The following is a 21,352-nucleotide window of genomic DNA, read 5'->3' as shown; positions in this document are numbered from 1 at the left end:
GCAGTAGGAGCACGACATGCAATACGAGAATCTGCCGAGCACGGAACAGACCGTGACGGCCCGCCTGGAAGACTTCGACCCGCACAGCGGCAACCGGGTGGAACGAGGCATCTTCAACAACCGGCCGTGGATCATTCTGGTCTGCCTGGTAGTGACCCTGTTGCTGGGATGGCAAGCCACGCGCATCGAGATCAACGCCAGCTTCGAGAAGACCATCCCCACCGGCCACCCCTACATCGCCAACTTCCTGGCGGCGCGCAGCGAACTGAGCGGCCTGGGCAACTCGCTGAGGATCGCCGTGGAGGTCAAGGATGGCGACATATTCGAGCGCGGCTACCTGGATACGCTGGCCAAGCTCAACGACGAGTTGTACCTGCTGCCTGGCGTCGACCGGCCCTACATGAAGTCGCTGTGGACGCCGACCACGCGCTGGACGGCGGTGACCGAGGAAGGCCTCGATGGCGGCACGGTGATTCCCGACGACTATGACGGCTCGCCGGCGAGCATCGAGCAGATCCGCGCCAATGTCGCCCGCTCCGGCGAGATCGGCCAGTTGGTGGCGGCCAATTTCAAGTCCAGCGTGATCCTCCTGCCGCTGCTCGACATCAACCCGCAGACCGGCGCGGCACTCGATTACGGCGAGCTGTCCCGGCAGCTGGAGGCGCTGCGCGACAAGTACCAGAGCGACACGCTGCAGATCCACATCACCGGCTTCGCCAAGATCATCGGCGACCTGATCGAAGGCCTGGGGCAGATGGCGCTGTTCTTCCTCGCCGCGGTGCTGGTGACCGTGGCGGTACTCTACGGCTACACCCGCTGCCTGCGTAGCACGCTGATCGTGGTGACCTGCTCGCTGGTGGCGGCGCTCTGGCAGGTGGGCCTGCTGGCCAGCCTGGGCTATCCGCTCGATCCCTATTCGGCGCTGGTCCCCTTTCTGATCTTTGCCATTGGCATGAGCCACGGCGCGCAGAAGATGAACGGCATCATGCAGGACATCGGCCGCGGCACCCACCGCGTGATCGCGGCGCGCTACACCTTCCGACGCCTGTTCGCGGCGGGGGTCACTGCACTGCTCTGCGACTTGGTGGGCTTTGCCGTGCTGCTGGTGATCGACATCCAGGCCATCCGCGACCTGGCCATCGCCGCCAGCCTGGGGGTGGCGGTGCTGGTCTTCACCAACCTGATCCTGCTACCGGTTCTGCTCAGCTATCTCGGCGTAAGCCCGAAAGCCGCCCAGCGCAGCCTGAAAACCGAGCAGGCCGAGCGAGCCGGCAACGGTGGCAACCCGCTCTGGCCGCTGCTGGTGCGCTTCACCGATCGCCCCTGGGCGTTGGTCGCCATCGCCGCAGGCCTCGCGCTGGCGGTGCTCGGTTTCGCGGTCAGCCTGCACCTGAAAATTGGCGACCTCGACCCGGGCGCACCGGAGCTGCGGGCCGACTCGCGCTACAACCGTGATGCGCTGTTCATGACGCAGAACTACGGCGCCAGCTCGGACATCTTCGTGGTCATGGTGCGCACCGGAGAAGACCAGTGCACCCGTTACCCGACCCTGGCCGCCGTGGACGAACTGGCCACCCGCCTGGAGCAACTGCCCGGCGTGGAGGCGACCAACTCCATGGCCGAGTTGAGCAAGATCGCCGGAGTCGGCTACAACGAGGGCAACCTCAAATGGTACGAGCTGGTACCCAACGACGGCGCCCTCGGCGCCGTGCAGACCCGCGCTCCCCGTGAGCTGTTCAATCAGGGTTGCTCGCTGCTGTCTCTGTACGTCTACCTTGCCGATCACAAGGCCGAAACCCTCGAACGGGTGGTCGCCACCAGCGAAGCCTTCATTGCCGAACGGCAGGTGGAAGGCACGCAGTTCATGCTCGCTGCGGGTAGTGCTGGGATCGAAGCAGCGACCAACATCGTGGTCGGTCAGGCCATGCGCGAGATGCTGTTCTGGGTCTACGGCGCGGTGGCGCTGCTCTGCCTGGTGACCTTCCGCAGCTGGCGCGCGACGCTCTGCGCGGTGCTGCCGCTGATGCTCACCTCGGTACTCTGCGAGGCGCTGATGGTGGCCCTGGGCATGGGTGTGAAAGTCGCCACGCTGCCGGTCATCGCTCTCGGTGTGGGCATCGGCATCGACTACGCCCTGTACGTGCTCAGCGTTCTGCTGGCGCGCCTACGCGCGGGTGACTCGCTGGCCAGCGCCTACCAACAGGCGCTGCTGTTCACGGGCAAAGTGGTGCTGCTGACTGGCGTCACCCTGTCGATTGCCGTCGCCACATGGGCGTTCTCGCCGATCAAGTTCCAGGCTGACATGGGCATCCTGCTGGCCTTCATGTTCCTGGTGAACATGCTGGGCGCGCTGATCCTGATGCCAGCGCTGGGCTGGCTCTTGCTGCCAAGAGGAAGCCGGCAAAAAGCGCCTGGCTGAGGCGTGATCTGCTGGCCAGGCGCGACAATTTCGCCACCCAGTACACATTGGCCGGGCGCCTGCTATCGGCCTCAGCGGTCGATCAGCGATACCAGCGCGGATGGCCGCCTGGTCAGCGCTCGCACGCAGACGCCTGGGCCATTGTCCCGGATTCGCCTTTTCCAGAGATCGCGCTCAACGGGTGGAGCGCGGCTCGTAGGCCAACACGGCTTCTGCCAACTGCATGTCGCTGTAGGAGGCCAGCTCGGTGCGTTGCTGCAGTGCGACCAGCGCCGCCTCCAGCATCACGCCACGGATCTGCCCGTGACTACCGACGAAGGCGGCTGCACCGTCTCGAGCCAGCTTCAGCTTCTGGTCGATGCTGCTGCTCTCTTTGGATATTTCCTCGGCCAACTCGGTGCCTTCTCCCGGCTTGGTCGTGGTGAGGATCGGCACCAGAGTCGACAGCACGCCGTAGTAAGTCGTGCCTATCAACGGATTTTCGTCCAGCTCCGGCGCGACCCGAACCCAGGCCTGAGCCGGCAGCGTCGGCAACAAGGCGATCAGCAGCAGCGAAGCCTTGAGAGGCGTGCCGCGGCTCAATTCACCGCCACCTTGCTTTCGCTCGGCGCAGCCGGTTCGGCTCGCTTGGCGTACCGCTGAGCCAGCACCGCGCAAACCATCAGCTGGATCTGATGGAACAGCATCATCGGCAGAATCATCAGGCCGATGCTGCTACCAGCGAACAGCACCTGAGCCATGGGAACACCGGTGGCCAGGCTCTTCTTCGAGCCGCAGAACAGGATGGTGATGCGATCCTCCATGTTGAAACCGCACCATTTGCCGAGCAGCGCGGTGATGCACAGCGCCAGCGCGAGCAGCAGGCAGCAGGCGAACACCAGCGCCGCCAGGGTCGGCCAGGAGACCTGATTCCACAGGCCTTCGACTACCGCCGCGCTGAACGCCGTGTAGACCACCAGCAGGATCGAACTCTGATCGACGTACTTGAGCCAATTCTTGTTGCGGCCCACCCAGGCACCGATCCAGCGTCGGGCGATCTGACCGAGGATGAAGGGCACCAGCAGTTGCAGGGTGATCTTGCCAATGGCGTCCAGGGTCGAACCGCCGCTGCCGTGTACGTCCATCAGCAAGGCCACCAGCAGCGGCGTGAGGAAAATGCCGAACAGGCTGGAGGCCGCCGCACTGCAGATCGCCGCAGGAATGTTGCCGCGCGCCAGGGACGTGAAGGCGATGGCCGACTGCACGGTGGCCGGCAGGGCGCACAGGTAAAGCATGCCCAGGTACAGCTCGGTGCCGATCATCGGCGACAGCAGCGGCTTGAGCGCCAGCCCCAGCAACGGGAACAGGATGAAAGTGCAGCTGAACACCAGCAGGTGCAGGCGCCAGTGGCCGGCACCGGCGACGATGGCCTCACGCGACAGCTTGGCACCATGCAGGAAGAACAGCAGGGCGATGGCCAGGTTGGTGATCCAGCCGAACGCCACCGCGACCTCGCCCCTGACCGGCAGGAAGGTGGCGGTGAGGACGACGGCGATCAGGGTCAGGGTGAAGTTATCGGGCAGCAGACGGGAGCGGGCCATGGGCAGAATTCCAAGCGGATGAAGGCAAGCAGTTGCCATACATAGGCCTCCACTCTACCCTGAGCGTTGATTGCCGACTAACGCCATAAAGGCAGATCATGTCGCCAAACGGACAAAACACGATAGCCGAGCGTAGCGTTCCCCAGCTGGAGCGCCTGCCGCGGCCCCTCTATGCGCGCAATGAATCGCTGCGTCGTCAGACCGGAACCCCACGCCACAGCCACGCCTGGGTACAACTGACCTATGCCATCCAGGGCGTACTGCACGTGCGCACGGCCGTCGGCAGCTTCGTGGCGCCCCCGCAACGGGCCATCTGGATTCCTGCAGGGCTGGAACATGAAGTGCTGAGCTCGCCGAACACCGAAATGCGCAGCCTCTATGTGGACGATGGCCATGTCGATCCGCTGCCCGGCAGTTGTCGCGTGCTTGGCGTGGATGCCCTGACCCGCGAGCTGATCCGCAGCTTCTGTGAATTGCCGGTCGAATACGACGAAGCGGGGCCCGACGGTCGCCTTGCCCAGGTGCTGCTCGACCGCCTGCGCTTGGCGCCCGAAGTGCACCTGTCATTGCCGCTGCCGAGCGACCCGCGCCTGCGTACCCTGTGCGGCCGCCTGCAGAAAAAACCCGATGACGACCGCGCACTGGCGGCATGGGGCGAAAGCCTGGGGGTCTCGGAAAAGACCCTGAGCCGCCTGTTCCTGCGCGACACCGGGCTGACCTTCCGCGCCTGGCGCCAACGCCTGCGCCTGCTCGGCGCACTGACACCGCTGGAACAGGGCCAGCGCGTCACCGACGTGGCCCTGCTCTGCGGCTACGACTCCACCTCGGCTTTCATCGCCGCATTCCGCCAGCAATTCGGCGCCACGCCGGGGGAGTTTTTTCGACCATGATCGCGCTTTCATGGGCTACAGTAAGTCGATGGATAAACGCAGTAGCATGATTACCAAGGAAGGACAAATCATGAAGATCGAGCATATTCAGCGTCTCACGGACACCTTCGAAGCTCATGCTCAAAGGAGCGATGCCGGAGTCGAGTTCTGGTTGGCGCGCGATCTGCAACAGTTGCTGGGCTATGCAGAGTGGAGAAACTTCTCGACCGTCATATCCAGAGCCAAGGTGGCATGCGAGATTTCCGGCCACACCACCACGGACCATTTTGTTGCTGTCAACAAAATGGTCGACCTCGGATCAGGCAGCCAGCGGCAAGTCGACGATGTCATGCTGACCCGCTACGCCTGTTATCTGATCGCTCAGAATGGCGACTCACGCAAAGCAGAGATTGCCTTTGCGCAAACCTACTTTGCCATGCAGACCCGCAAGGCTGAACTGATCGAGCAGCACTTGCTCGATAGCGAGCGCGTTTCTGCCAGACACAAACTGACCAGCACGGAAAAAGAACTGTCTCAACTGATCTATGAGCAGACTGGCGGCAATCAGAACTTTGGCATCATTCGCAGCAAGGGTGATCAGGCCTTGTTCAGCAAGTCGACCCAGGCGATGAAAGAGCTGTGGCAGGTACCGGAAAGCCGACCACTGGCGGACTTTGCGCCAACCATCATTCTGAAAGCGAAGGATTTTGCCGCAGAAATCACCATCTTCAATTCCCGGGAAAATCATCTGGACAGCGAGTCGAAGATATCGCACGAGCACATCACGAATAACGAAGCCGTGCGTAATACCTTACTGGAACGGGGTATTCGACCAGAACGGCTGGCGCCAGCTGAAGATGTGAAAAAGATCGAACGACGCCTGAGATCGGAACGGAAGAAAGGGCTGAAGAATCCTGACGCTCTGGATAATTGAAACCGCGCGGCTACCGAGGCCGAAACCTCAGCAGTTCTTGCTCACTTGCAACGACGAGTAGCCGTGCTCGCCCGGCTCGCCACTGAGCACCAGCTGGCCTGCTGCAGCCAGTTCGCGGGCGCGCCAGAACAGGAAGTAATCGGTGGCGAAGAAGCCGTCGGTACGCGCCATCACGTCAGCCATGACGCGGGCCAGTGGCTTGGGCTCGGTGCCGGCGTGACGCAGCAGAGCAGCGTCGATGAGCTGATAGTCCTCTGCGGCGAAAACCCCTGTCTGCCAGCGATGGATGTGACCGCCATCGGCCAGCACGGCGCGCCACTGCGCGGCCAGCGCTGCACGACGCGCTGGCTCGACCGGGCGAGGTTTGGCCAGGGCGAACAACGCCTGGGGTGCGTGCATGGCCACCGCCTTGCGGCTCTGCACCCAGCTGTTACCGGTGCCGCAGACCACCTCGAGCAACAACACCTCACTGCCCTCCAGCGCATGTGCCACCCGCGCCAGCAGCAATTGCTCGCTGGCACTGTCGCCATGCCAGACGGTGACGGGGCGCGCCTGCCGGGAGAGGCCGGTGATCCACTGCGCATCGGCGGGCAGCCCAGCCGCGAAGTCTGGAACCGGCGTTACGTCCTCGGGCCACACCGCGCGCCAGAACGCCACACGTGCGGTACAGGGCGGCGCGTCGACATCGCCCAGCGGGCCAACCGCCAGGTCGTCACGCATGACCCGCAGCCCATCATCGGCAGCCTGCTGCCCGATCACATGGCTTACGCCTTCTACGGCGTTATCGCCGCATACCAGATGCCACATAGGTGCTCCTTGCAAATCTATCGCTGCAAATCACGCAGCACTTCGGCCTCGAACGCTTTGCCGCTTTCCATCGCCTGTTGCGCTTGGCCTGGGACAATCCAACGCTGATCGAAGGCAAACTGCAACGCACTGCGGGGGGCTACTGCTACCGACGCAATCTGATCAGTACTGTGCAGGACGACGAAACGCTGTGTCAGACCTCGGTCTTCAACAAGGCGGTTCAACAGAGAAAGTACCGCCTCTACGTCATACCAATCCCCATAATTGGCGGCTTCACATTGGTACAGAAAGCCGTCGGCATAGGCTAGCAAGCGATACTGCCCATTATCTTGTGGCGGATAAGTCTCTTCGAAGAACACATCGTCGAGATCAGGAGAGAGTCGTGTAGCCAGGTCACGCAGAAGACTGTCGTGTTGATTGGGGAACATGCCAGTTTCCACGTCGAAGCTGTGGATGTAACCGGCTTCTGTGAGCAGCCATTCGGCGTCCGCGCTCGACTGCTGCGCAGGATTAAGTTGCCCTACTCTGTCGAAGCCTGCGGCAGCAAGAGCAGTGATACGCTCTTTGACAAACTGAGTATCTACCGGTGGTGGTTGCTCAGGCTGGCCGTCATAGTATTGCTTCTGCTCACTGTCGCAGATCGGATCCCTAGTCCGTCGCTGGCACGCTTCATTAGCCAGCGCCAAGGCCTCAGCGTCATCAGTACGCATAAGGGCCATGGCCACTTCGTCTGCAAGCCGTTGGTCTGCGATCTGTTTATGTATTCGTAACAACGCTTGAGTCGCAGCCGACTGCTGCAGGTTTGCCAGCGTGAATGCGGCATAGCGTTGTTCGTAGCCTTTAGAGCCGTTAATTACTGAACGTACAGCCTGCTCGAGACGTGGCATAAAGACCGGTGGTAAGCCAGCTTCCGTCTGGGAAGCATAGAAATCGACCAAGGCGATGGGCGGTACGCCCTCAGCCTCCAGCAACTTTGCATCCACAGCCGTAGCACAATCGCTGGCGAAGGATCGTGATACTGCCAACTTTAACGCTAGGTCAGCACGCTCCATGGATGCTCGGGCAAAGGAACAGAACTCAGGAGTTTTAGTCGTGAAGAGCAAGTCGCGTTGCCATTGCTGCACCCAGTTGTTCACATCGCGCGAGGGCACGCGTGCTGCTGCCTCACGCCAACGCTTGAGCCACAGCACATCACCCCGCGTGATTTTGTCCAGCACATGGCCGACGGGCGGAAAGGTTGGGTCACCGTCGCTCCACGCGCGCATTTGCGCTGCGGAGCTCGGCAAAGGCGCGTTGTAGTACTGCAGAACCTCCGCAGGTTGGCGGGAAATCTGGCTGGCTACAACGCTGCCAGTCATAAGCAGCGAAACGGCCGTGATGCACAGGCGGCTGAAACTAGGCAAGTCGATCATGGCTGCAGTTTCACCGCCAGCGTCGGCTTGTCACCCTGCTGCCAGGTGCCTTTCAGGCTGCCATCGGCCTGGAGCTCGAGTTCGAAACGGGCCGGCGGCTCGCTGCTTTCGTGGAGGGTGACGAAATCCTGCTGATGCTCGCCACCGAGATTGATGTACTTGGCGTGCTTATCGTAGAAGTAGCTCGCGGACAGGCTGTGGTCGGCATACAGCTGCTCGATCACCAGGGTGATCGGATAGGGCCCGACGGTACCGCGGTAAACGCCTTGCGCCGTGCTGTTGACCGGCAGCGCACAATCACCGCGTTTTTCCAGCAACAGGCAGCGCCCGTAAGAACTGAGATCGCCGCTCAGGGCTTGGTAATTGAAACTGTTGGAAAACTCGCCGAGATCGTCGAGGGCACGGCTGGCGTGATTGGCGCAGCCCTCGCCAATCAGAGCCAGGCTATCGGTGCCCAGCTGCACACGGTCATAGTCGAGGCTGATGTCGCGGCGCGTATCCAGGCAGTAGGCATACATGTTGCGCTGCCCTTCGAGCCACTGCTCGTCGTCACTCAAGTTATCGGGATCGGCGGGTTTGCTCGGCGGCAGCGCCTTGAGGAAGTCCTCCAGTCGCTTGACCCTCAAGCTCTGCACTTCGCCTTGCAGACGCAACAGCCCCTCGGGGGTCAGCAGTTGCGGCAAACCGATAGGGCGGCCGCTGGCCAGATCGAAGTTGTAGCTGCGCGAACTCTGACTGGTATAGGCGCCCGTGGACTCACCCTCGATGTTCAGGGACAGATAACCCGGCCCCTCACCAAGAACCTGATAATCGAGGCTGTTCACGCCCCACATCTCACCGTCTTTAGGCTGCACGTTCTCGAACGGCGACTTGGCGAAGCGCCCGGGAAGCGCCTGCAATTCGAGGGTATGCAGAAAGGTGTTGATACGCCCGATGGCGGGGCTATCGCCAACCAGCAGCGGGAAGCGATAGGTTTCCCAGTCACTGCGCTTGGCGGTGAGGTCATCGATACGCACATCGGCCAGCGCAGGTGCGGCGATGGCAAGCAGAGGCAGTAGCAGCAAGCGCACGAGAAACGTCCTTATTCATGTCCCGGAAGGCTGGCCAGTATCCGCCTGAGAAAACCCGAATTCCACATGAAGATTCAGAGCAGCTTGCCCGGGTTCATCAAACCGGCAGGATCCATGCTCTGCTTGATGCTGCGCATCAGCTCCAGCTCCAACGGCTGTTTGTAGTGGCGCGCAGCCTCGCGTTTGGCCTGGCCCAGGCCATGCTCGGCACTGATGCTGCCGGCGAAGTCGCAGGTGACCCGGTAGATGACGTGCATGATCGCCTCCGCCTGCGCCTTGAAGGGGGCGTCCTCGCTGCTCGGCGGCTTGCTGATGTTGTAGTGCAGGTTGCCGTCACCCACATGACCGTAGGCAACGATACGCACCCCCGCGAACGCCTCCTGCAGTTGGCGGTCGGCGGCTTCGATAAAGGCGGGGATGCTGCTGACCGGCACGCTGATGTCGTGCTTGAGGCTCGGCCCTTCATGGTTCTGCGCTTCCGAGATGCCTTCGCGCATCTTCCACAGCGCCGCGACCTGAGCTTCGCTGCCAGCCACCACGGCGTCCAGCACTTCGCCCCGTTCGAGCGCCTCGCCCAGACCTGTCTCCAGCATCGCGTTGAGCGGCGCTTCGGGCAGCGTGTCGCTGAGCTCGATCAGCACGTACCAGGGATGAACCTCGCCGAACGGGTCGTTGCAGCCAGCCACATGCCGCAGTACGAACTCCACGCTCTGCCGCGACATCAGCTCGAAACCGGTCAGGCGATCGCCGCACAGGGCGCGCATGCGCCCGATCAGATCGACCGCCGCCTGCGGGCTGGGCAGCGCGACCCAGGCGGTGGTACGGCTGCGCACGGCGGGATACAGCTTGAGCACGGCCGCGGTGATGATCCCCAGCGTGCCTTCGGAGCCGATGAACAGGTGCTTGAGGTCGTAGCCGGTGTTGTCCTTGCGCAGGCCGCGCAAGCCATCCCAGATGCGCCCATCGGGCAGCACCACTTCGAGGCCCAGGGTCAGGTCACGCATGTTGCCGTAGCGCAGCACGGCGGTGCCACCGGCGTTGGTGGCCAGATTGCCGCCGATGGTGCAGCTGCCCTCGGCACCCAGCGACAGCGGGAACAACCGCCCGACGTCGGCAGCGGCTTCCTGCAGACGCTGCAGAATCACACCGGCCTCGACGGTGATGGTCTCGTTGGCCGGGTCGACCTGGCGGATCCGCGTCATGCGCGTCAGCGACAGCACCACCTGGCGCCCCGATTCGTCGGGGATCGACCCGCCGCAGAGGCCGGTGTTGCCGCCTTGCGGCACCAGCGCCACGCCGGCCTGGTGGCAGGCGCGAACCACTGCGGCCACCTCCTCCCTGGAGGCCGGGCGCACCACCAGCGCGGCGCGCCCGCGGTAGGCGTTGCGCCAGTCGCTGAGGTAGGCCTGCATGGCGGCCTCGTCTTCGATCAAGCCGGCCGGGCCGACGATCTCGCCCAAGGCGTGCAGCAGTTCGGGTGGCAGGTGGCTCATGGAGTGGCGCTCCGCAGTGAATCGTCAGAATGGCCACCAGAGTCGATGTGCGCGAACTCGGCAGGCCAGCGTGATGGTCGGCTGCACGCAGGCCTTTGAGAATGGCGACAGCGCAGGCAGAAATACATGGCAAGGCTCACTCTTCTGAATATGAAATGTCTGCGGCAAGTTCAACGAGCACGTTGACGCCACTCGGGCAAATCATAAGTCATCGTATAACGAAATTTAAATCGGCAATAATCCGCTCATTTATATAAGGCAAATCGGCAATAATCCGCCGACACAATAACGACCATCAGAAACAGGATATAAGAAAAATAATGAAACATTTGATAAAAACCATATAAATCATAAAGTTATAAAACTGAAACATTATGAATCGGCTTGTCGAAAGATGCTTTGTTGACAGCCAGAACAGTGCGGACAATCATCCTCTTGCCGTCATACGACAACGTACGACACCAACTAATAATAATCATAGGATCCGCTCTCGCCATGAGTCCCCGCAGCTGCACAGACCGGCACTGACGCCGCCTCGCCGTCCCCAATCGCCTTATGACTTACCTGCTGATTAATTATCGGGCGGGTCTGGCTTCCTATTAAGTGCGCGCTGGAAACAAGCCATCGAGTTGTTCAGGCGTGGCGTTATCGGAGAACTTGCAATGAATAAAATTCTGTCCGCGACCTTACTGTCCACAGCGCTGCTGACCACCTCGGCAACCTCCCTGGCCCAGGAGCCGAACTGGCCAACCCGCGCCGTCCAGGTGGTGGTACCCGCCAACGCCGGGGGCGATACCGACTTCAATGCCCGGATGATGGCCAAGTACTTCACGCAGATCACCGGCAAGCCCATGGTCATCACCAACATGGGCGGTGGCGGTGGCACCGTGGCGGCCTCCCACGTGAAGGAGTCGGCAGCCGATGGCCACACGATTCTGTTCACCCACACCGGTCAGTTGATCGTCAACGAAGTCGCTGGCCTCAGCGAGGACAGCTACGACGCCTTCGAGGTCTCGTGCATCGCCGGCGTCGACAAGGCATCGATCTTCGTCGCCTCGAAGCAGTCGGGCATCGACAGCGTGGAAAAGCTCATCGAGCGCGCCAAGGAGAAGCCACGCAGCATCACCTATGGCACCGAGATGGGTAACTTCTCCCACCTGCAGGGCCTGATGTTCGAGAAGCGCACTGGCACCGAGCTGCGCTACATCGACACCGGCACCGTCGCCGAGCGCATCGTCGCGCTGCTGGGGGGGCGCATCGACATGGGCGCCATCAGCTACGGCGCACTGCAGGACTACATTCAGGGCGGCGCCATGAATGCCCTGGCCCAGCCTAACGAAGAGCGCAACCCGCTGGTTGGCGACATCCCGACTTTCCGCGAGAAGGACGTCGACCTGATCGTCGAGAAGCCCTATGTCGTGGCCTTTCCCAAAGGCACCGACGCCGCCATCGTCGCCAAGATGGCCGGCGTGATGAAAGAGATCACCGAGATCCCGAGCTACGGCGAAGAGCTGGCGAAAACCTACAAGCAGCCGGTGACCTACTACGGCACCGATGACGCTATCGCCATGCTCAAGGAGCACCGCGAAGAGTTCATGCAGTTCAAGGATGCGTTACGCCAATCGAAGTGATCCACGCAGCCGGAAGCCCACGCTTCCGGCTTTTTCATTCCCTGATCCATAGGAGTTCGCTGTGGATGCTTACAAGCGAAAAGAGCTGATCACCGGCGGCTTCATGCTGGCCGCCGGCATCGCCTACCTGCTGGCCACCATGGCCCTGCCACGCAAGTCGTTCATCGACGCTGCATTCGTGCCTTACGTGCTGGCGATCTTCATGTGTGTACTGGGCGTGCTGCAACTGGTGTTCAGCGCCCGCAAGACGCCTGCAGGTGAAGCCGCGGCCACCGTCGACGACAAAAAGAATGAGGTCTCCGAATATGGCACGGTGATCAAGACCCTCGCCCTGATCGCCGTCTACATCGCCACTCTGGAGCCCATCGGCTTTCCCATCGTGACCGCGGTTTATCTGTACCTGCAGTTCATCGTCCTGACGCCCCACGGACAGAAGATCGGCCACCTGATGTACGCGGTGATCTCGATCATCTCGGCCATCGTCATCTACCTCATCTTCCGCCAGGGCTTCGATCTGATGCTGCCCGCCGGCATCCTGAACATCTAGGAGGCGAACCATGCTCGACTTGATGCAACACGGTTTCGCCGCAGTCTTCTCGCTGCAGATCTTCATCCTCATCACCATCGGCGTGGTGGTGGGCATCATCTTCGGCGCGGTCCCCGGCCTGTCGGCCACCATGGCCGTGGCGCTGTGCCTGCCGCTGACCTTCACCATGGGCCCGGCCGCGGGCCTTTCGTTGCTGGTGGCGCTCTACGTGGGGGCGATTTCCGGCAGCCTGATCCCCTCGATTCTGCTCAAGATACCCGGCACGCCCTCATCGATCGCCACGGTGTTCGATGGCGGGCCGATGATGGAAAAAGGCGAAGGCTTCAAGGCCCTCGGCATCGGTATCGTGTTCTCGTTCCTGGGCACCTTCTTCGGTATCGGCGCGCTGATGTTCATCGCACCGATCCTGGCCAAGGTGGCGCTGAGTTTCGGGCCCCATGAATACTTCGCCATCGCCATCTTCTCGCTGACCCTGATCGCCACGCTGTCCACCGGCTCGCTGACCAAGGGCGTGTTTTCCGGCGCCCTGGGCTTCGCCTTCTCCACCGTCGGCATTGCCCCGGTGGATGCGATCCGCCGCTTCACCTTCGAGCAGTCCAACCTCAACGGTGGCTTCGCCATGCTGGCGGTGATGATCGGCATGTTCGCCGTGGCCGAGGTGATCCGCCTGGCCGAAACCGGACGGCATGCCGGCAAGACCAAGGTCGCCCCGCTGGACATGTCCAAGGTCAGAGGCTTCGGCTTCTCGCTGAAGGAATTCGTCGGCCAACTGCGCAATGCCTTCCGCTCGGCGATGATCGGCCTGGGCATCGGCGTGCTGCCGGGCGTCGGCTCGGGCACCTCGAACATCGTCTCCTACATCGTCGCCAAGAAACGCGACAAGGACCCGGACTCCTACGGCAAGGGCAACCCGGGCGGCGTGGTCGCCAGCGAAACCGCCAACAGTGCCGGCATCGGCGGCGCCATGGTGCCGCTGCTGACCCTCGGCATTCCCGGCGACACGGTCACCGCGATGCTGCTCGGCGGCTTCCTGATCCACGGCATCCAGCCCGGCCCGCTGCTGTTCATCACCCAGGGCCCGCTGGTCTACACCATCTTCGCCGCGCTGATTCTGGCCACGGTGATCATGCTGGTGCTGGAGTTCTACGGCCTGCGCATCTTCATCAAGCTGCTGTCGGTGCCCAAGCACATCCTGCTGCCGATCATCCTGGTGCTCTGCGTGGTGGGGGCGTTCGGCCTCAACAGCCGCCTGTTCGACGCCTGGAGCATCCTGCTGTTCGGGATCATCGGTTACGGCTTCATCAAGGCCGGCATGCCGGCACCGCCGTTCATCATCGGCTTCATCCTCGGGCCGATGGCGGAGACCAACCTGCGCCGTGGCCTGATGTTGTCCGATGGCAACTTCGGGGCCTTCCTGACCAGCCCGATCTCGGCCACCTTCCTGGGCCTGGCTGCGCTGTCCGTACTCTGGCACGCCTACAGCTTGCTGCGCGCCAAGAAGGACAAGAAGCCCGCCGAGGCGTTATCCACAAGCTAGAAATGCTGAGTACCAAAACAAGACAAGCGCCACCGGGCGCTTGTCTTGTTTCTGCGAGGTGACGCCTATTCGGGCTTCTTCAACTTCGGATTGGGGAAGAACTGCACGGCCTTGACCTTGGGGTCGGCCGGTTTCTTCGGTGTCAGGGCGCTAACGTTGACGCGGGTCGGCAGCTCCTTGGCCACCGAGTTGCCACGCTCGTCCAGGGTGTCGGCATATCCGCACTGCACGCACTCGCGATGCGGCACGCCATCGACGTTCCACATCTTGATGCTGTCCATTTCGCTGCACGCCGGGCACACGGCACCGGCGATGAAGCGCTTGGGCGTTATCACCGGGTCGTCGCTCATGCCGCCTCCGCACTCAGGCCCAGGTGGCGCAGCAGCGCGTCGATGCTCGGCTCACGACCGCGGAAATCGACGAACAGCACCATCGGCGCCTGGGAACCACCGCGCGCCAGGATCGCCTCGCGGAAGGCACGACCGGTCTGCGGGTTGAGCACGCCCTCCTCTTCGAACTTCGAGAAGGCATCGGCGGACAGCACTTCAGCCCACTTGTAGCTGTAGTAACCGGCGGCATACCCCCCGGCGAAGATGTGCGCGAAGCTGTTGGGGAAACGGTTGTAGGCTGGCGGGCGCATCACCGAAACCTCGTCACGAATGCCTTCGAGCACCTCCAGCACGCTGCGGCCGTCACCATGAATGGCATGCAGCTCGAAGTCGAACAGCGAGAACTCCAGCTGACGCACCATCATCAGGCCGGACTGGAAGTTCTTGGCAGCGAGCATCTTGTCGAGCAGGTCCTGAGGCAGCGGCTCGCCGGTTTCGTAGTGCCCGGAAATCAGCGCCAGGCCCTCGGGCTCCCAGCACCAGTTTTCCATGAACTGGCTGGGCAGCTCGACGGCATCCCAGGCCACGCCGTTGATGCCGGAAACCCCGACATGCTCGACGCGGGTCAGCAGATGATGCAGGCCGTGGCCGAATTCGTGGAACAGGGTGGTGACTTCATCGTGGGTCAGCAGGGCCGGCTTGCCGGTCGACGCAGGCGTGAAGTTGCACACCAGGTTGGCCACCGGGCTGACCAGTTCGCCGCCAGCGCTGCGACGCTTGTCGCGGGCACCGTCCATCCAGGCACCACCGCGCTTGTTGGCACGGGCGTAGAGGTCGAAGAAGAAACGCCCGACGTGCTGGCCGTTTTCGGAAATCTCGAACAGACGGACGTCCGGGTGCCAGGTATCGAAGCCGGACAGCTCCTTGATCTGGATGCCGTAGAGCTTCTCGACGATGGCGAACAGGCCGCCGAGCACCTTGTCGATGGGGAAGTAGGCGCGCAGGATTTCCTGGGAAATGCTGTAGCGCTGCTCACGCAGCTTTTCGCTGTAGTAGCCCACGTCCCAGCTCTGCAGATCGTTGCAGCCATGCTCGGCGGCGTAGGCCTTGAGCTCGGCCAGATCCTGCTCGGCGAACGGCTTGCTGCGCACCGCAAGGTCGCGCAGGAAGCTCAGCACCTGCTCGGTGGATTCGGCCATCTTGCTGGCCAGGCTCAGCTCGGAGTAGTTGGCGAAGCCGAGCAGGCGCGCCAGTTCCTGGCGCAGATCGAGAATCTCGGCCATCACCGGACCGTTGTCGTGCTGCCCGGCGTTCGGGCCCTGATCCGAAGCACGGGTGCAGTAGGCGGCGTACAGCTCTTCGCGCAGGGCGCGGTTGTCGGCGTAGGTCATCACCGCGTAGTAGCTGGGGAACTCCAGGGTGATCAGCCAGCCTTCCAGCCCCTTGGCCTCGGCGGCCTGTTTCATCTGCGCCTTGGCGGAATCGGTGATGCCGGCCAACAGGCTTTCGTCCTCGACCTGCTTGGTCCAGGCCTGGGTGGCGTCCAGCAACTGATTGGAGAAACGGCTGCCCAGCTCGGAGAGCTTCATCTGGATCTCGCCGTATCGCTTCTGCTGCTCGGCTGGCAGATCGATACCGGACAGGCGGAAATCACGCAGGGCGTGCTCGAGAATAGTCTTCTGCGCGACATCGAAACCGGCCGCTTCAGGGCTGGCAGCGAGCGCCTCGTAGGCCTGGAACAGGGCGCGGTTCTGGCCCATTTCCGTCCAGTACTCGGAGAGTTTCGGCAGGCAGGCCTCGTAGGCGGCACGCAGCTCGGGGTTGTTGCGCACGGCATTGAGGTGGCTGACCGGGCTCCAGGCGCGGCCCAGCTTCGAACCCTGCTCGTCGAGCGGATCGATCAGCGATTCCCAGCGCGGCGCGTTGCCCTGGCTGGCCAGCAGCTCGGCCACCGCCGTACGGCTTTCGGCGAGAATGGCATCCACCGCCGGCTCTACATGCTCGGGCAGGATGGTCGAATACGGCGGCAGGTCGAAGGATTGCAGCAGGGGATTGTTCGCACTCACGTCGGGTACCTGTGCTGGAAATTGGGAAGACTGATAACTCATATGGCGACCATCTTAATTACAATCAACCCCTGGCGCAGCTTAAGAGGTTCTATCGTGGCGATTCGTACTTACCAATCCATCACCCCGCAGCTTGGCGAGCGCGCGTTCGTCGACGCCTCGGCGGTGGTCATCGGCGATGTGGAAATCGGTGAAGACAGCTCCGTGTGGCCGCTGACCGTGATCCGCGGCGACATGCACCGCATCCGTATCGGCAAACGCACCAGCGTGCAGGACGGCAGCGTGCTGCATATCACCCATGCCGGCCCGTTCAACCCGGACGGCTTCCCGCTGATCATCGGCGACGAAGTGACCATCGGCCACAAGGTGATGCTGCACGGCTGCACCCTGGGCAGCCGCATCCTGGTCGGCATGGGCAGCACGGTGATGGACGGCGCGGTGGTCGAGGACGACGTGATCATCGGCGCCGGTAGCCTGGTGCCGCCGGGCAAGGTGCTGGAAAGCGGTTACCTGTACGTCGGCAGCCCGGCGAAACGGGCGCGGCCACTGACCGACAAGGAGCGCAATTTCTTCAGCTACACCGCCGGCAACTACGTGAAGCTCAAGGACGCGCATCTGGCCGAAGGCTATGCAGACTGAGTCGAGACAGCGCTCCGTCGGATTGACAGGTGCCTGCCGTGCAAGATGCACCACGAAAGAGTAATCTTCATTTGACGTTATTTTTCATTCAAATGAAGGAGGCAGCATGACCATCACCGCAATGCGTCAGGCCAAACGGGGCAAGGGCGAGGCCCAGCCCCTAAGCGCTGCCTTCTGGGCGTTCTGCGCCGGCCGCGAAGCGCTCAGTGAAGCCGAGCGCCTGCAACAGATCCGGGATGGCTTCGCCGCCGAGCTGGTACAGGCCGTCAAGGCCACCTTCGCCTTGCCCGAACGCAGCCTGGAAATCCTCCTCAACGCCTCGATTTCGACCCTCGAACGACGCCGGCGCGAGCACAAACTGCTCGACCCGGTCGCCTCGGAGCGCCTGGATCGGATCGCCATGGTCTGCCAGTTGGCCGAAGAGGTGTTCGAGAGCCGCCAGGCGGCCGCGGACTGGATGTCGCGCGTGAATCAGTCACTGGGCGGACAGGCGCCGATCATGCTCTGCGAAACGGAAATCGGCGCCAAGCAGGTTCGCCGGGTGCTCAACGCCCTCGACTGGGGTGGCGCCGCCTGATGCGTGCCTGGCGTGTCGCCAAGGCCAGGCGGGCGACGGACCTTTCCGGGCGCGGCGCGGCCATCGAAGGCGGGCGTTGGAACGAGCAGGATGTCGCCGCGGTGTACATGGGGTTATCCCCTGCCATCTGCTGCCTGGAAACCTTCGTGCATGCGCAGGGGCCACCGGCGATGCCGATGAAGATCACCTGCTTCGAGCTGCCGGACGACCCCGCGCTTTACTGGGAGCCTGCTGTCAGCGAGCTGCCGAAAGGCTGGAACGCCCTGCCGGTCGACCGCCCGAGTATGGGTTTCGGCACGCTCTGGCTGCGCGCGGTCAGCCACCTGGGCCTTATCGTGCCGTCTGCCGTGCTGCCACTGGAACGCAACCTGCTGATCAATCCGCTGCATCCGGCCGCGAGCCAGATCAGCGTCGTCGAGATTTACGATTTCACTTACGACCCACGCATGTTCAAGGCGTGAGTCGCTGAATATCCCAGGAGAGCGCGTGAATATCCGCCCTATTACCAGCGCCGACTTCGATCAGGTCTGGCCCATCATCCGCGACATCACCCAGGCTCAGGAAACCTACGCCTATGACCCGGCCATGGACCGTGAAACGGCCTGGAAGCTCTGGGTCGAACTGCCGCGCGCCACCTTCGTGGCCGAACAGGACGGGCAGATCCTTGGCAGCTACTACATCAAGGCCAACGCCGCCGGCCCCGGTGACCACGTGTGCAACTGCGGCTACATGACCGCTCCCGCCGCCCGCGGCAAGGGTGTGGCCAGTGCGCTCTGCCAGCATTCCTTGCAGATCGGTCGCGAGCTGGGCTTTCAGGCGATGCAGTTCAATTCCGTGGTCGCCACCAATACCGTCGCCGTGGCGCTCTGGCAGAAGCACGGCTTCAACATCGTCGGCACCCTGCCGAAGGCCTATCGTCACCGCAGCCTGGGGCTGGTGGATTGCCATGTGATGTATCGCTGTCTGAACGACGATGCTCTTTAGCCGAAAGATTGCCTGCGGTGGCCACAAAGTGGCGAAAGCAGCCTTTCGTAGTCGGGGGACAATTGGTGGGCTAAAGCCCACCCTACGGCTAGATGCGCGGCTGTAGGGTGGGCCGGGCGGCGATCCGCTTTAGCCCACCAAACCGAAGGTCCGCTATCGCCTTGAAGCTGCCTTCAGGCGTAGGGTGGACGACGCTTCACCTGCGCGGCCCGATCCGTCCACCGCTTCACGATCGCAATGGTGGACGAAAAGAGCGTTGTCCACCCTACGCAGGGAGCGGCGCTTCTGCCTTGCTGCCATCTATTCGTCGGTAGCTCCTGAGACCTTACTTGCGGTAACTACCTGAATCGCGCCAGCGTGAAGGGTGACAGGTCGACGGCGCCTGGCTCGTTGCAGTGGTGCATGGCCAGCGCTTCACCAATGCCGGCTGAATGCTTGAAACCATGCCCGGAGCAGGCAGACACCAGCGTCACGTTGGCCAGGTGCGGGTGGGCGTCGATGATGAAGTTGAAGTCCGGGGTGAGGGTGTAGGTACAGACCTTGGACTTGAGCACCCGTTTCGACACACCGAGCAGACGGCCAGCCACATGGGCGTCGTACAGGGCATCGATATCGGCCTGGCGGACACTGCGATCCAGCGCATCGGGGTCGCAACTCTCGAGGTATTGCTCGGTGGCGATCTTGATGGCGTTCTCGCCTGGCAGCGGCGGGAAGCCGTAGCAACTGTCGGTGTCCGCCGCGCCATGCAGGAGGATGTACACCGGCGAGCCAGCAGCGAAGCGTTCAGGCTCGTCCAGTTCGAACCACACCAGTTGCTGGCGACAGACCTTGAGCAGGCCCTCGACCGGCGCACCGAGCAGGCGGCCGGTCCACATGCCGGCGCAGACGATGGCCTTGTCCGCGGTCAGCGTGCCGCTGCTGGTCTGCACGCGAACACCCTGGCCGACGGATTCGATGGCAGTGACCGGGGTGTTGGTGTGCAAGGTGGCCCCCAGCCGCTCGGCCAGCCTCAGTTGCACGTCGATAGCCAGTTCGGGGCGCACGAAACCGGCTCCCGGCTCGTAATAGCCGCTGGCCTCTTCACTGAAGCCAGCGAATTGTGGGAAGCGTGCGCGAATCCCCGTGGCATCCAACAGGCTGTGTTCGATGCCGAAACGCTTGGCCAGCGCTGCCGTCTCACCGCCGAAATCGGGCGTGCCGTGCCCCCGCGTCGGCGCCTGGCTGCTGCTGAGCATCAACATGCCGCACGCCTCGAACAGCGACTCGCCGCTCTGCGCTTCCAGCTCGCGCCAGATGCGCTGGGAATTCAACGCCAGCGGTACATAGGCAGCGCCCTCGCCCACCGCCTGGCGGGTGATGCGCGTATCGCCATGGCTGGAACCCTGATCGTGGGGCGGTGCGTGGCGATCCACACCAGCCACGCGCACGCCGCGCCTGGCCAGTTGGTAAAGGGTGGCGGCGCCCATGGCGCCCAGTCCGATGACGATGACGTCGTAGTGCATGCTCACTCCTCCATTAAGGTCGAGGACGGTTGGATTTCCTCGCGAAACGCGGCGAGGAAAGCCACCATCCGCGCGTGCCGCTGCTCGGCCAGTCGCGCGCCTGCAGCGGTCTGAAAGCCTGAGGCCAGGCCCAGCAGCTTGGTACGGAAATGGTCGAGGGCGAAGCGCTGGTCATCCAGCGTGCGATGCGCGGCGTCGATATCGTCGGCATCGTACAGGGCGCTGCCCAGCCGTCCGGATACATGGAAACAGCGCGCCACGCCGATCAGGCCGATGGCATCGAGGCGGTCGGCATCCTGCAGGATGCGCGCCTCCAGGCTGGTTGGCGTAATCGCCGCGGAGAAACTGTGCGCCTCGATGGCGTGGCAGACCGCCGCGATGCGCTCATCGCGCCACCCCAGCCTGGCAAGCACCTCAGCGGCCCTTGCAGCGGACAGGCGCGATGCGCTGGCGCGCAACGGCGAGTCCTTTTCCACCGCTACACAGTCATGCAGCAACACGGCAGCCAGCAGCAGCTCGAGATCGCCGCCCTCTTCGCGCTGCAACAGACAGGCATTGGCCCAGACCCGCTGCAGGTGTGAAAGGTCATGGGCACCATCGTCGGTCGAAGGCGCGCAGAGCGCCAGTAACCGGGCTGCCTGCTGCGCGAAGGGGGCAAAACGATCCATGGTCATTGGCGGCTGGCTGTGGGCGAAAGCCGCACCTTAGAGCCAGGCGCTACGGCTAGCAAGCCGGGCGGCGCGAAATGGCTTATCGCCATTACTGGACAATGTCATATCGCTTGCGACACCTTTGCGCATCGCTGGCCTGATCGAGCGCTGTGATCGACAGCGCCGCACCAGTCCGCAAAAAATCAGACGGACAGGCCAGCTCGAGCGCGCATTCCCAACGGCGTCTCAGCACGTAACCGCATTCCCGGTTATCTTCGGCACAGGACGGCATCGCAGGGTCACGGA

20 protein-coding genes are annotated in these 21,352 nt (G+C 62.8%); 10 read left to right on the top strand and 10 right to left on the bottom strand.

Annotation, left to right across the window (positions count from 1 at the left end):
• Positions 1-16: 16 nt before the first annotated feature.
• Positions 17-2,419 (top strand): efflux RND transporter permease subunit, encoded by a 2,403-nt coding sequence (locus FHR27_RS21810; protein ID WP_179539549.1) that lies wholly within the window; start codon positions 17-19, stop codon positions 2,417-2,419.
• Positions 2,420-2,593: 174 nt separating this feature from the next.
• Here FHR27_RS21810 and FHR27_RS21805 read toward each other — a convergent pair whose 3' ends face one another.
• Positions 2,594-3,001, bottom strand: coding sequence for a DUF2388 domain-containing protein (locus FHR27_RS21805; protein WP_179539548.1), 408 nt, complete (start codon positions 2,999-3,001; stop codon positions 2,594-2,596).
• Complete coding sequence (locus tag FHR27_RS21800; protein WP_042553355.1) at positions 2,998-3,999, bottom strand: bile acid:sodium symporter family protein; 1,002 nt, start codon at positions 3,997-3,999, stop codon at positions 2,998-3,000. The genes FHR27_RS21805 and FHR27_RS21800 overlap by 4 nt, the downstream gene beginning before the upstream one ends.
• 98 nt (positions 4,000-4,097) lie before the next feature.
• On the opposite strand from FHR27_RS21800, the gene FHR27_RS21795 reads away from it, so the two are divergent.
• Together FHR27_RS21795 and dinD are read left to right on the top strand one after the other, a co-directional pair.
• A complete protein-coding gene (locus FHR27_RS21795; protein WP_179539547.1) occupies positions 4,098-4,889 on the top strand; it encodes an AraC family transcriptional regulator in 792 nt (263 codons plus the stop codon).
• A gap of 70 nt (positions 4,890-4,959) precedes the next feature.
• Positions 4,960-5,802 carry a DNA damage-inducible protein D gene (gene dinD / locus FHR27_RS21790; RefSeq protein WP_179539546.1) on the top strand — a complete coding sequence of 281 codons (843 nt, stop codon included), beginning with the start codon at positions 4,960-4,962 and terminating at the stop codon, positions 5,800-5,802.
• A 27-nt stretch (positions 5,803-5,829) separates the two neighbouring features.
• On the opposite strand, the gene FHR27_RS21785 is transcribed toward dinD, so the two are convergent.
• The 4 genes from FHR27_RS21785 to FHR27_RS21770 form a co-directional block, all read right to left on the bottom strand.
• On the bottom strand, positions 5,830-6,609 hold the full coding sequence (locus tag FHR27_RS21785) for a DUF1835 domain-containing protein (RefSeq protein WP_179539545.1): 780 nt from the start codon (positions 6,607-6,609) through the stop codon (positions 5,830-5,832).
• A 17-nt stretch (positions 6,610-6,626) separates the two neighbouring features.
• Entirely contained in the window at positions 6,627-8,021 is a 1,395-nt protein-coding gene (locus FHR27_RS21780; protein WP_179539544.1) for a hypothetical protein, read from the bottom strand.
• A complete protein-coding gene (locus FHR27_RS21775) occupies positions 8,018-9,091 on the bottom strand; it encodes a hypothetical protein (protein ID WP_179539543.1) in 1,074 nt (357 codons plus the stop codon). Before FHR27_RS21775 ends, FHR27_RS21780 begins: the two co-directional genes overlap by 4 nt.
• Positions 9,092-9,165: 74 nt before the next feature.
• The gene (locus FHR27_RS21770; RefSeq protein WP_179539542.1) at positions 9,166-10,584 is read right to left on the bottom strand and encodes an FAD-binding oxidoreductase; all 1,419 of its coding nucleotides are present in this window, start codon (positions 10,582-10,584) and stop codon (positions 9,166-9,168) included.
• Between the two features lie 662 nt (positions 10,585-11,246).
• Here FHR27_RS21770 and FHR27_RS21765 point away from each other — a divergent pair.
• The 3 genes from FHR27_RS21765 to FHR27_RS21755 all read left to right on the top strand — a co-directional run bounded on the left by FHR27_RS21765 (position 11,247) and on the right by FHR27_RS21755 (position 14,299).
• Complete coding sequence (locus FHR27_RS21765; RefSeq protein WP_042553360.1) at positions 11,247-12,215, top strand: tripartite tricarboxylate transporter substrate binding protein; 969 nt, start codon at positions 11,247-11,249, stop codon at positions 12,213-12,215.
• 61 nt (positions 12,216-12,276) lie between these two features.
• Complete coding sequence (locus FHR27_RS21760; protein ID WP_042553361.1) at positions 12,277-12,762, top strand: tripartite tricarboxylate transporter TctB family protein; 486 nt, start codon at positions 12,277-12,279, stop codon at positions 12,760-12,762.
• A gap of 10 nt (positions 12,763-12,772) precedes the next feature.
• The gene (locus FHR27_RS21755; protein WP_179539541.1) at positions 12,773-14,299 is read left to right on the top strand and encodes a tripartite tricarboxylate transporter permease; all 1,527 of its coding nucleotides are present in this window, start codon (positions 12,773-12,775) and stop codon (positions 14,297-14,299) included.
• A 65-nt stretch (positions 14,300-14,364) separates the two neighbouring features.
• Here FHR27_RS21755 and FHR27_RS21750 read toward each other — a convergent pair whose 3' ends face one another.
• Together FHR27_RS21750 and prlC are read right to left on the bottom strand one after the other, a co-directional pair.
• Positions 14,365-14,649, bottom strand: coding sequence for a YheV family putative zinc ribbon protein (locus FHR27_RS21750; RefSeq protein WP_042553363.1), 285 nt, complete (start codon positions 14,647-14,649; stop codon positions 14,365-14,367).
• Positions 14,646-16,694 (bottom strand): oligopeptidase A, encoded by a 2,049-nt coding sequence (prlC, locus tag FHR27_RS21745; RefSeq protein ID WP_042553495.1) that lies wholly within the window; start codon positions 16,692-16,694, stop codon positions 14,646-14,648. The genes FHR27_RS21750 and prlC overlap by 4 nt, the downstream gene beginning before the upstream one ends.
• A 96-nt stretch (positions 16,695-16,790) precedes the next feature.
• Between prlC and FHR27_RS21740 the strand changes: the two genes are divergently transcribed.
• The 4 genes from FHR27_RS21740 (at position 16,791) to FHR27_RS21725 (ending at position 18,894) form a co-directional block, all read left to right on the top strand.
• On the top strand, positions 16,791-17,333 hold the full coding sequence (locus FHR27_RS21740) for a gamma carbonic anhydrase family protein (protein ID WP_042553364.1): 543 nt from the start codon (positions 16,791-16,793) through the stop codon (positions 17,331-17,333).
• 106 nt (positions 17,334-17,439) lie between these two features.
• Positions 17,440-17,910 carry a type II RES/Xre toxin-antitoxin system antitoxin gene (gene parS, locus FHR27_RS21735; RefSeq protein WP_179539539.1) on the top strand — a complete coding sequence of 157 codons (471 nt, stop codon included), beginning with the start codon at positions 17,440-17,442 and terminating at the stop codon, positions 17,908-17,910.
• On the top strand, positions 17,910-18,371 hold the full coding sequence (locus FHR27_RS21730; protein ID WP_042553366.1) for an RES family NAD+ phosphorylase: 462 nt from the start codon (positions 17,910-17,912) through the stop codon (positions 18,369-18,371). The genes parS and FHR27_RS21730 overlap by 1 nt, the downstream gene beginning before the upstream one ends.
• Before the next feature lie 25 nt (positions 18,372-18,396).
• Positions 18,397-18,894: a GNAT family N-acetyltransferase gene (locus FHR27_RS21725; protein ID WP_179539538.1), complete on the top strand. Its 498-nt coding sequence runs from the start codon at positions 18,397-18,399 to the stop codon at positions 18,892-18,894.
• 338 nt (positions 18,895-19,232) lie between these two features.
• Here the strand turns inward: FHR27_RS21725 and solA are convergent, their stop codons facing one another.
• On the bottom strand, positions 19,233-20,402 hold the full coding sequence (solA, locus tag FHR27_RS21720) for an N-methyl-L-tryptophan oxidase (protein ID WP_373565127.1): 1,170 nt from the start codon (positions 20,400-20,402) through the stop codon (positions 19,233-19,235).
• Positions 20,399-21,070, bottom strand: coding sequence for an HD domain-containing protein (locus tag FHR27_RS21715; protein ID WP_179539536.1), 672 nt, complete (start codon positions 21,068-21,070; stop codon positions 20,399-20,401). Before FHR27_RS21715 ends, solA begins: the two co-directional genes overlap by 4 nt.
• Positions 21,071-21,352: the final 282 nt, after the last annotated feature.

This window comes from Pseudomonas flavescens, assembly GCF_013408425.1.
In the GTDB taxonomy this organism is placed as follows: domain Bacteria; phylum Pseudomonadota; class Gammaproteobacteria; order Pseudomonadales; family Pseudomonadaceae; genus Aquipseudomonas; species Aquipseudomonas fulva_A.
The sequence above is the reverse complement of the archived record's forward strand: the minus strand, read 5'-3'. Positions and strand labels throughout refer to the sequence as shown.

Coding starts and splice junctions, on each gene's coding strand:
- FHR27_RS21755 (WP_179539541.1), top strand. CDS start 12,773: ATGCTCGACTTGATGCAACACGGTTTCGCCGCAGTCTTCTCGCTGCAG.
- FHR27_RS21795 (WP_179539547.1), top strand. CDS start 4,098: ATGTCGCCAAACGGACAAAACACGATAGCCGAGCGTAGCGTTCCCCAG.
- dinD (WP_179539546.1), top strand. CDS start 4,960: ATGAAGATCGAGCATATTCAGCGTCTCACGGACACCTTCGAAGCTCAT.
- FHR27_RS21780 (WP_179539544.1), bottom strand. CDS start 8,021: ATGATCGACTTGCCTAGTTTCAGCCGCCTGTGCATCACGGCCGTTTCG.
- FHR27_RS21770 (WP_179539542.1), bottom strand. CDS start 10,584: ATGAGCCACCTGCCACCCGAACTGCTGCACGCCTTGGGCGAGATCGTC.
- FHR27_RS21715 (WP_179539536.1), bottom strand. CDS start 21,070: ATGACCATGGATCGTTTTGCCCCCTTCGCGCAGCAGGCAGCCCGGTTA.
- FHR27_RS21800 (WP_042553355.1), bottom strand. CDS start 3,999: ATGGCCCGCTCCCGTCTGCTGCCCGATAACTTCACCCTGACCCTGATC.
- FHR27_RS21750 (WP_042553363.1), bottom strand. CDS start 14,649: ATGAGCGACGACCCGGTGATAACGCCCAAGCGCTTCATCGCCGGTGCC.
- FHR27_RS21785 (WP_179539545.1), bottom strand. CDS start 6,609: ATGTGGCATCTGGTATGCGGCGATAACGCCGTAGAAGGCGTAAGCCAT.
- FHR27_RS21810 (WP_179539549.1), top strand. CDS start 17: ATGCAATACGAGAATCTGCCGAGCACGGAACAGACCGTGACGGCCCGC.
- parS (WP_179539539.1), top strand. CDS start 17,440: ATGACCATCACCGCAATGCGTCAGGCCAAACGGGGCAAGGGCGAGGCC.
- FHR27_RS21730 (WP_042553366.1), top strand. CDS start 17,910: ATGCGTGCCTGGCGTGTCGCCAAGGCCAGGCGGGCGACGGACCTTTCC.
- FHR27_RS21765 (WP_042553360.1), top strand. CDS start 11,247: ATGAATAAAATTCTGTCCGCGACCTTACTGTCCACAGCGCTGCTGACC.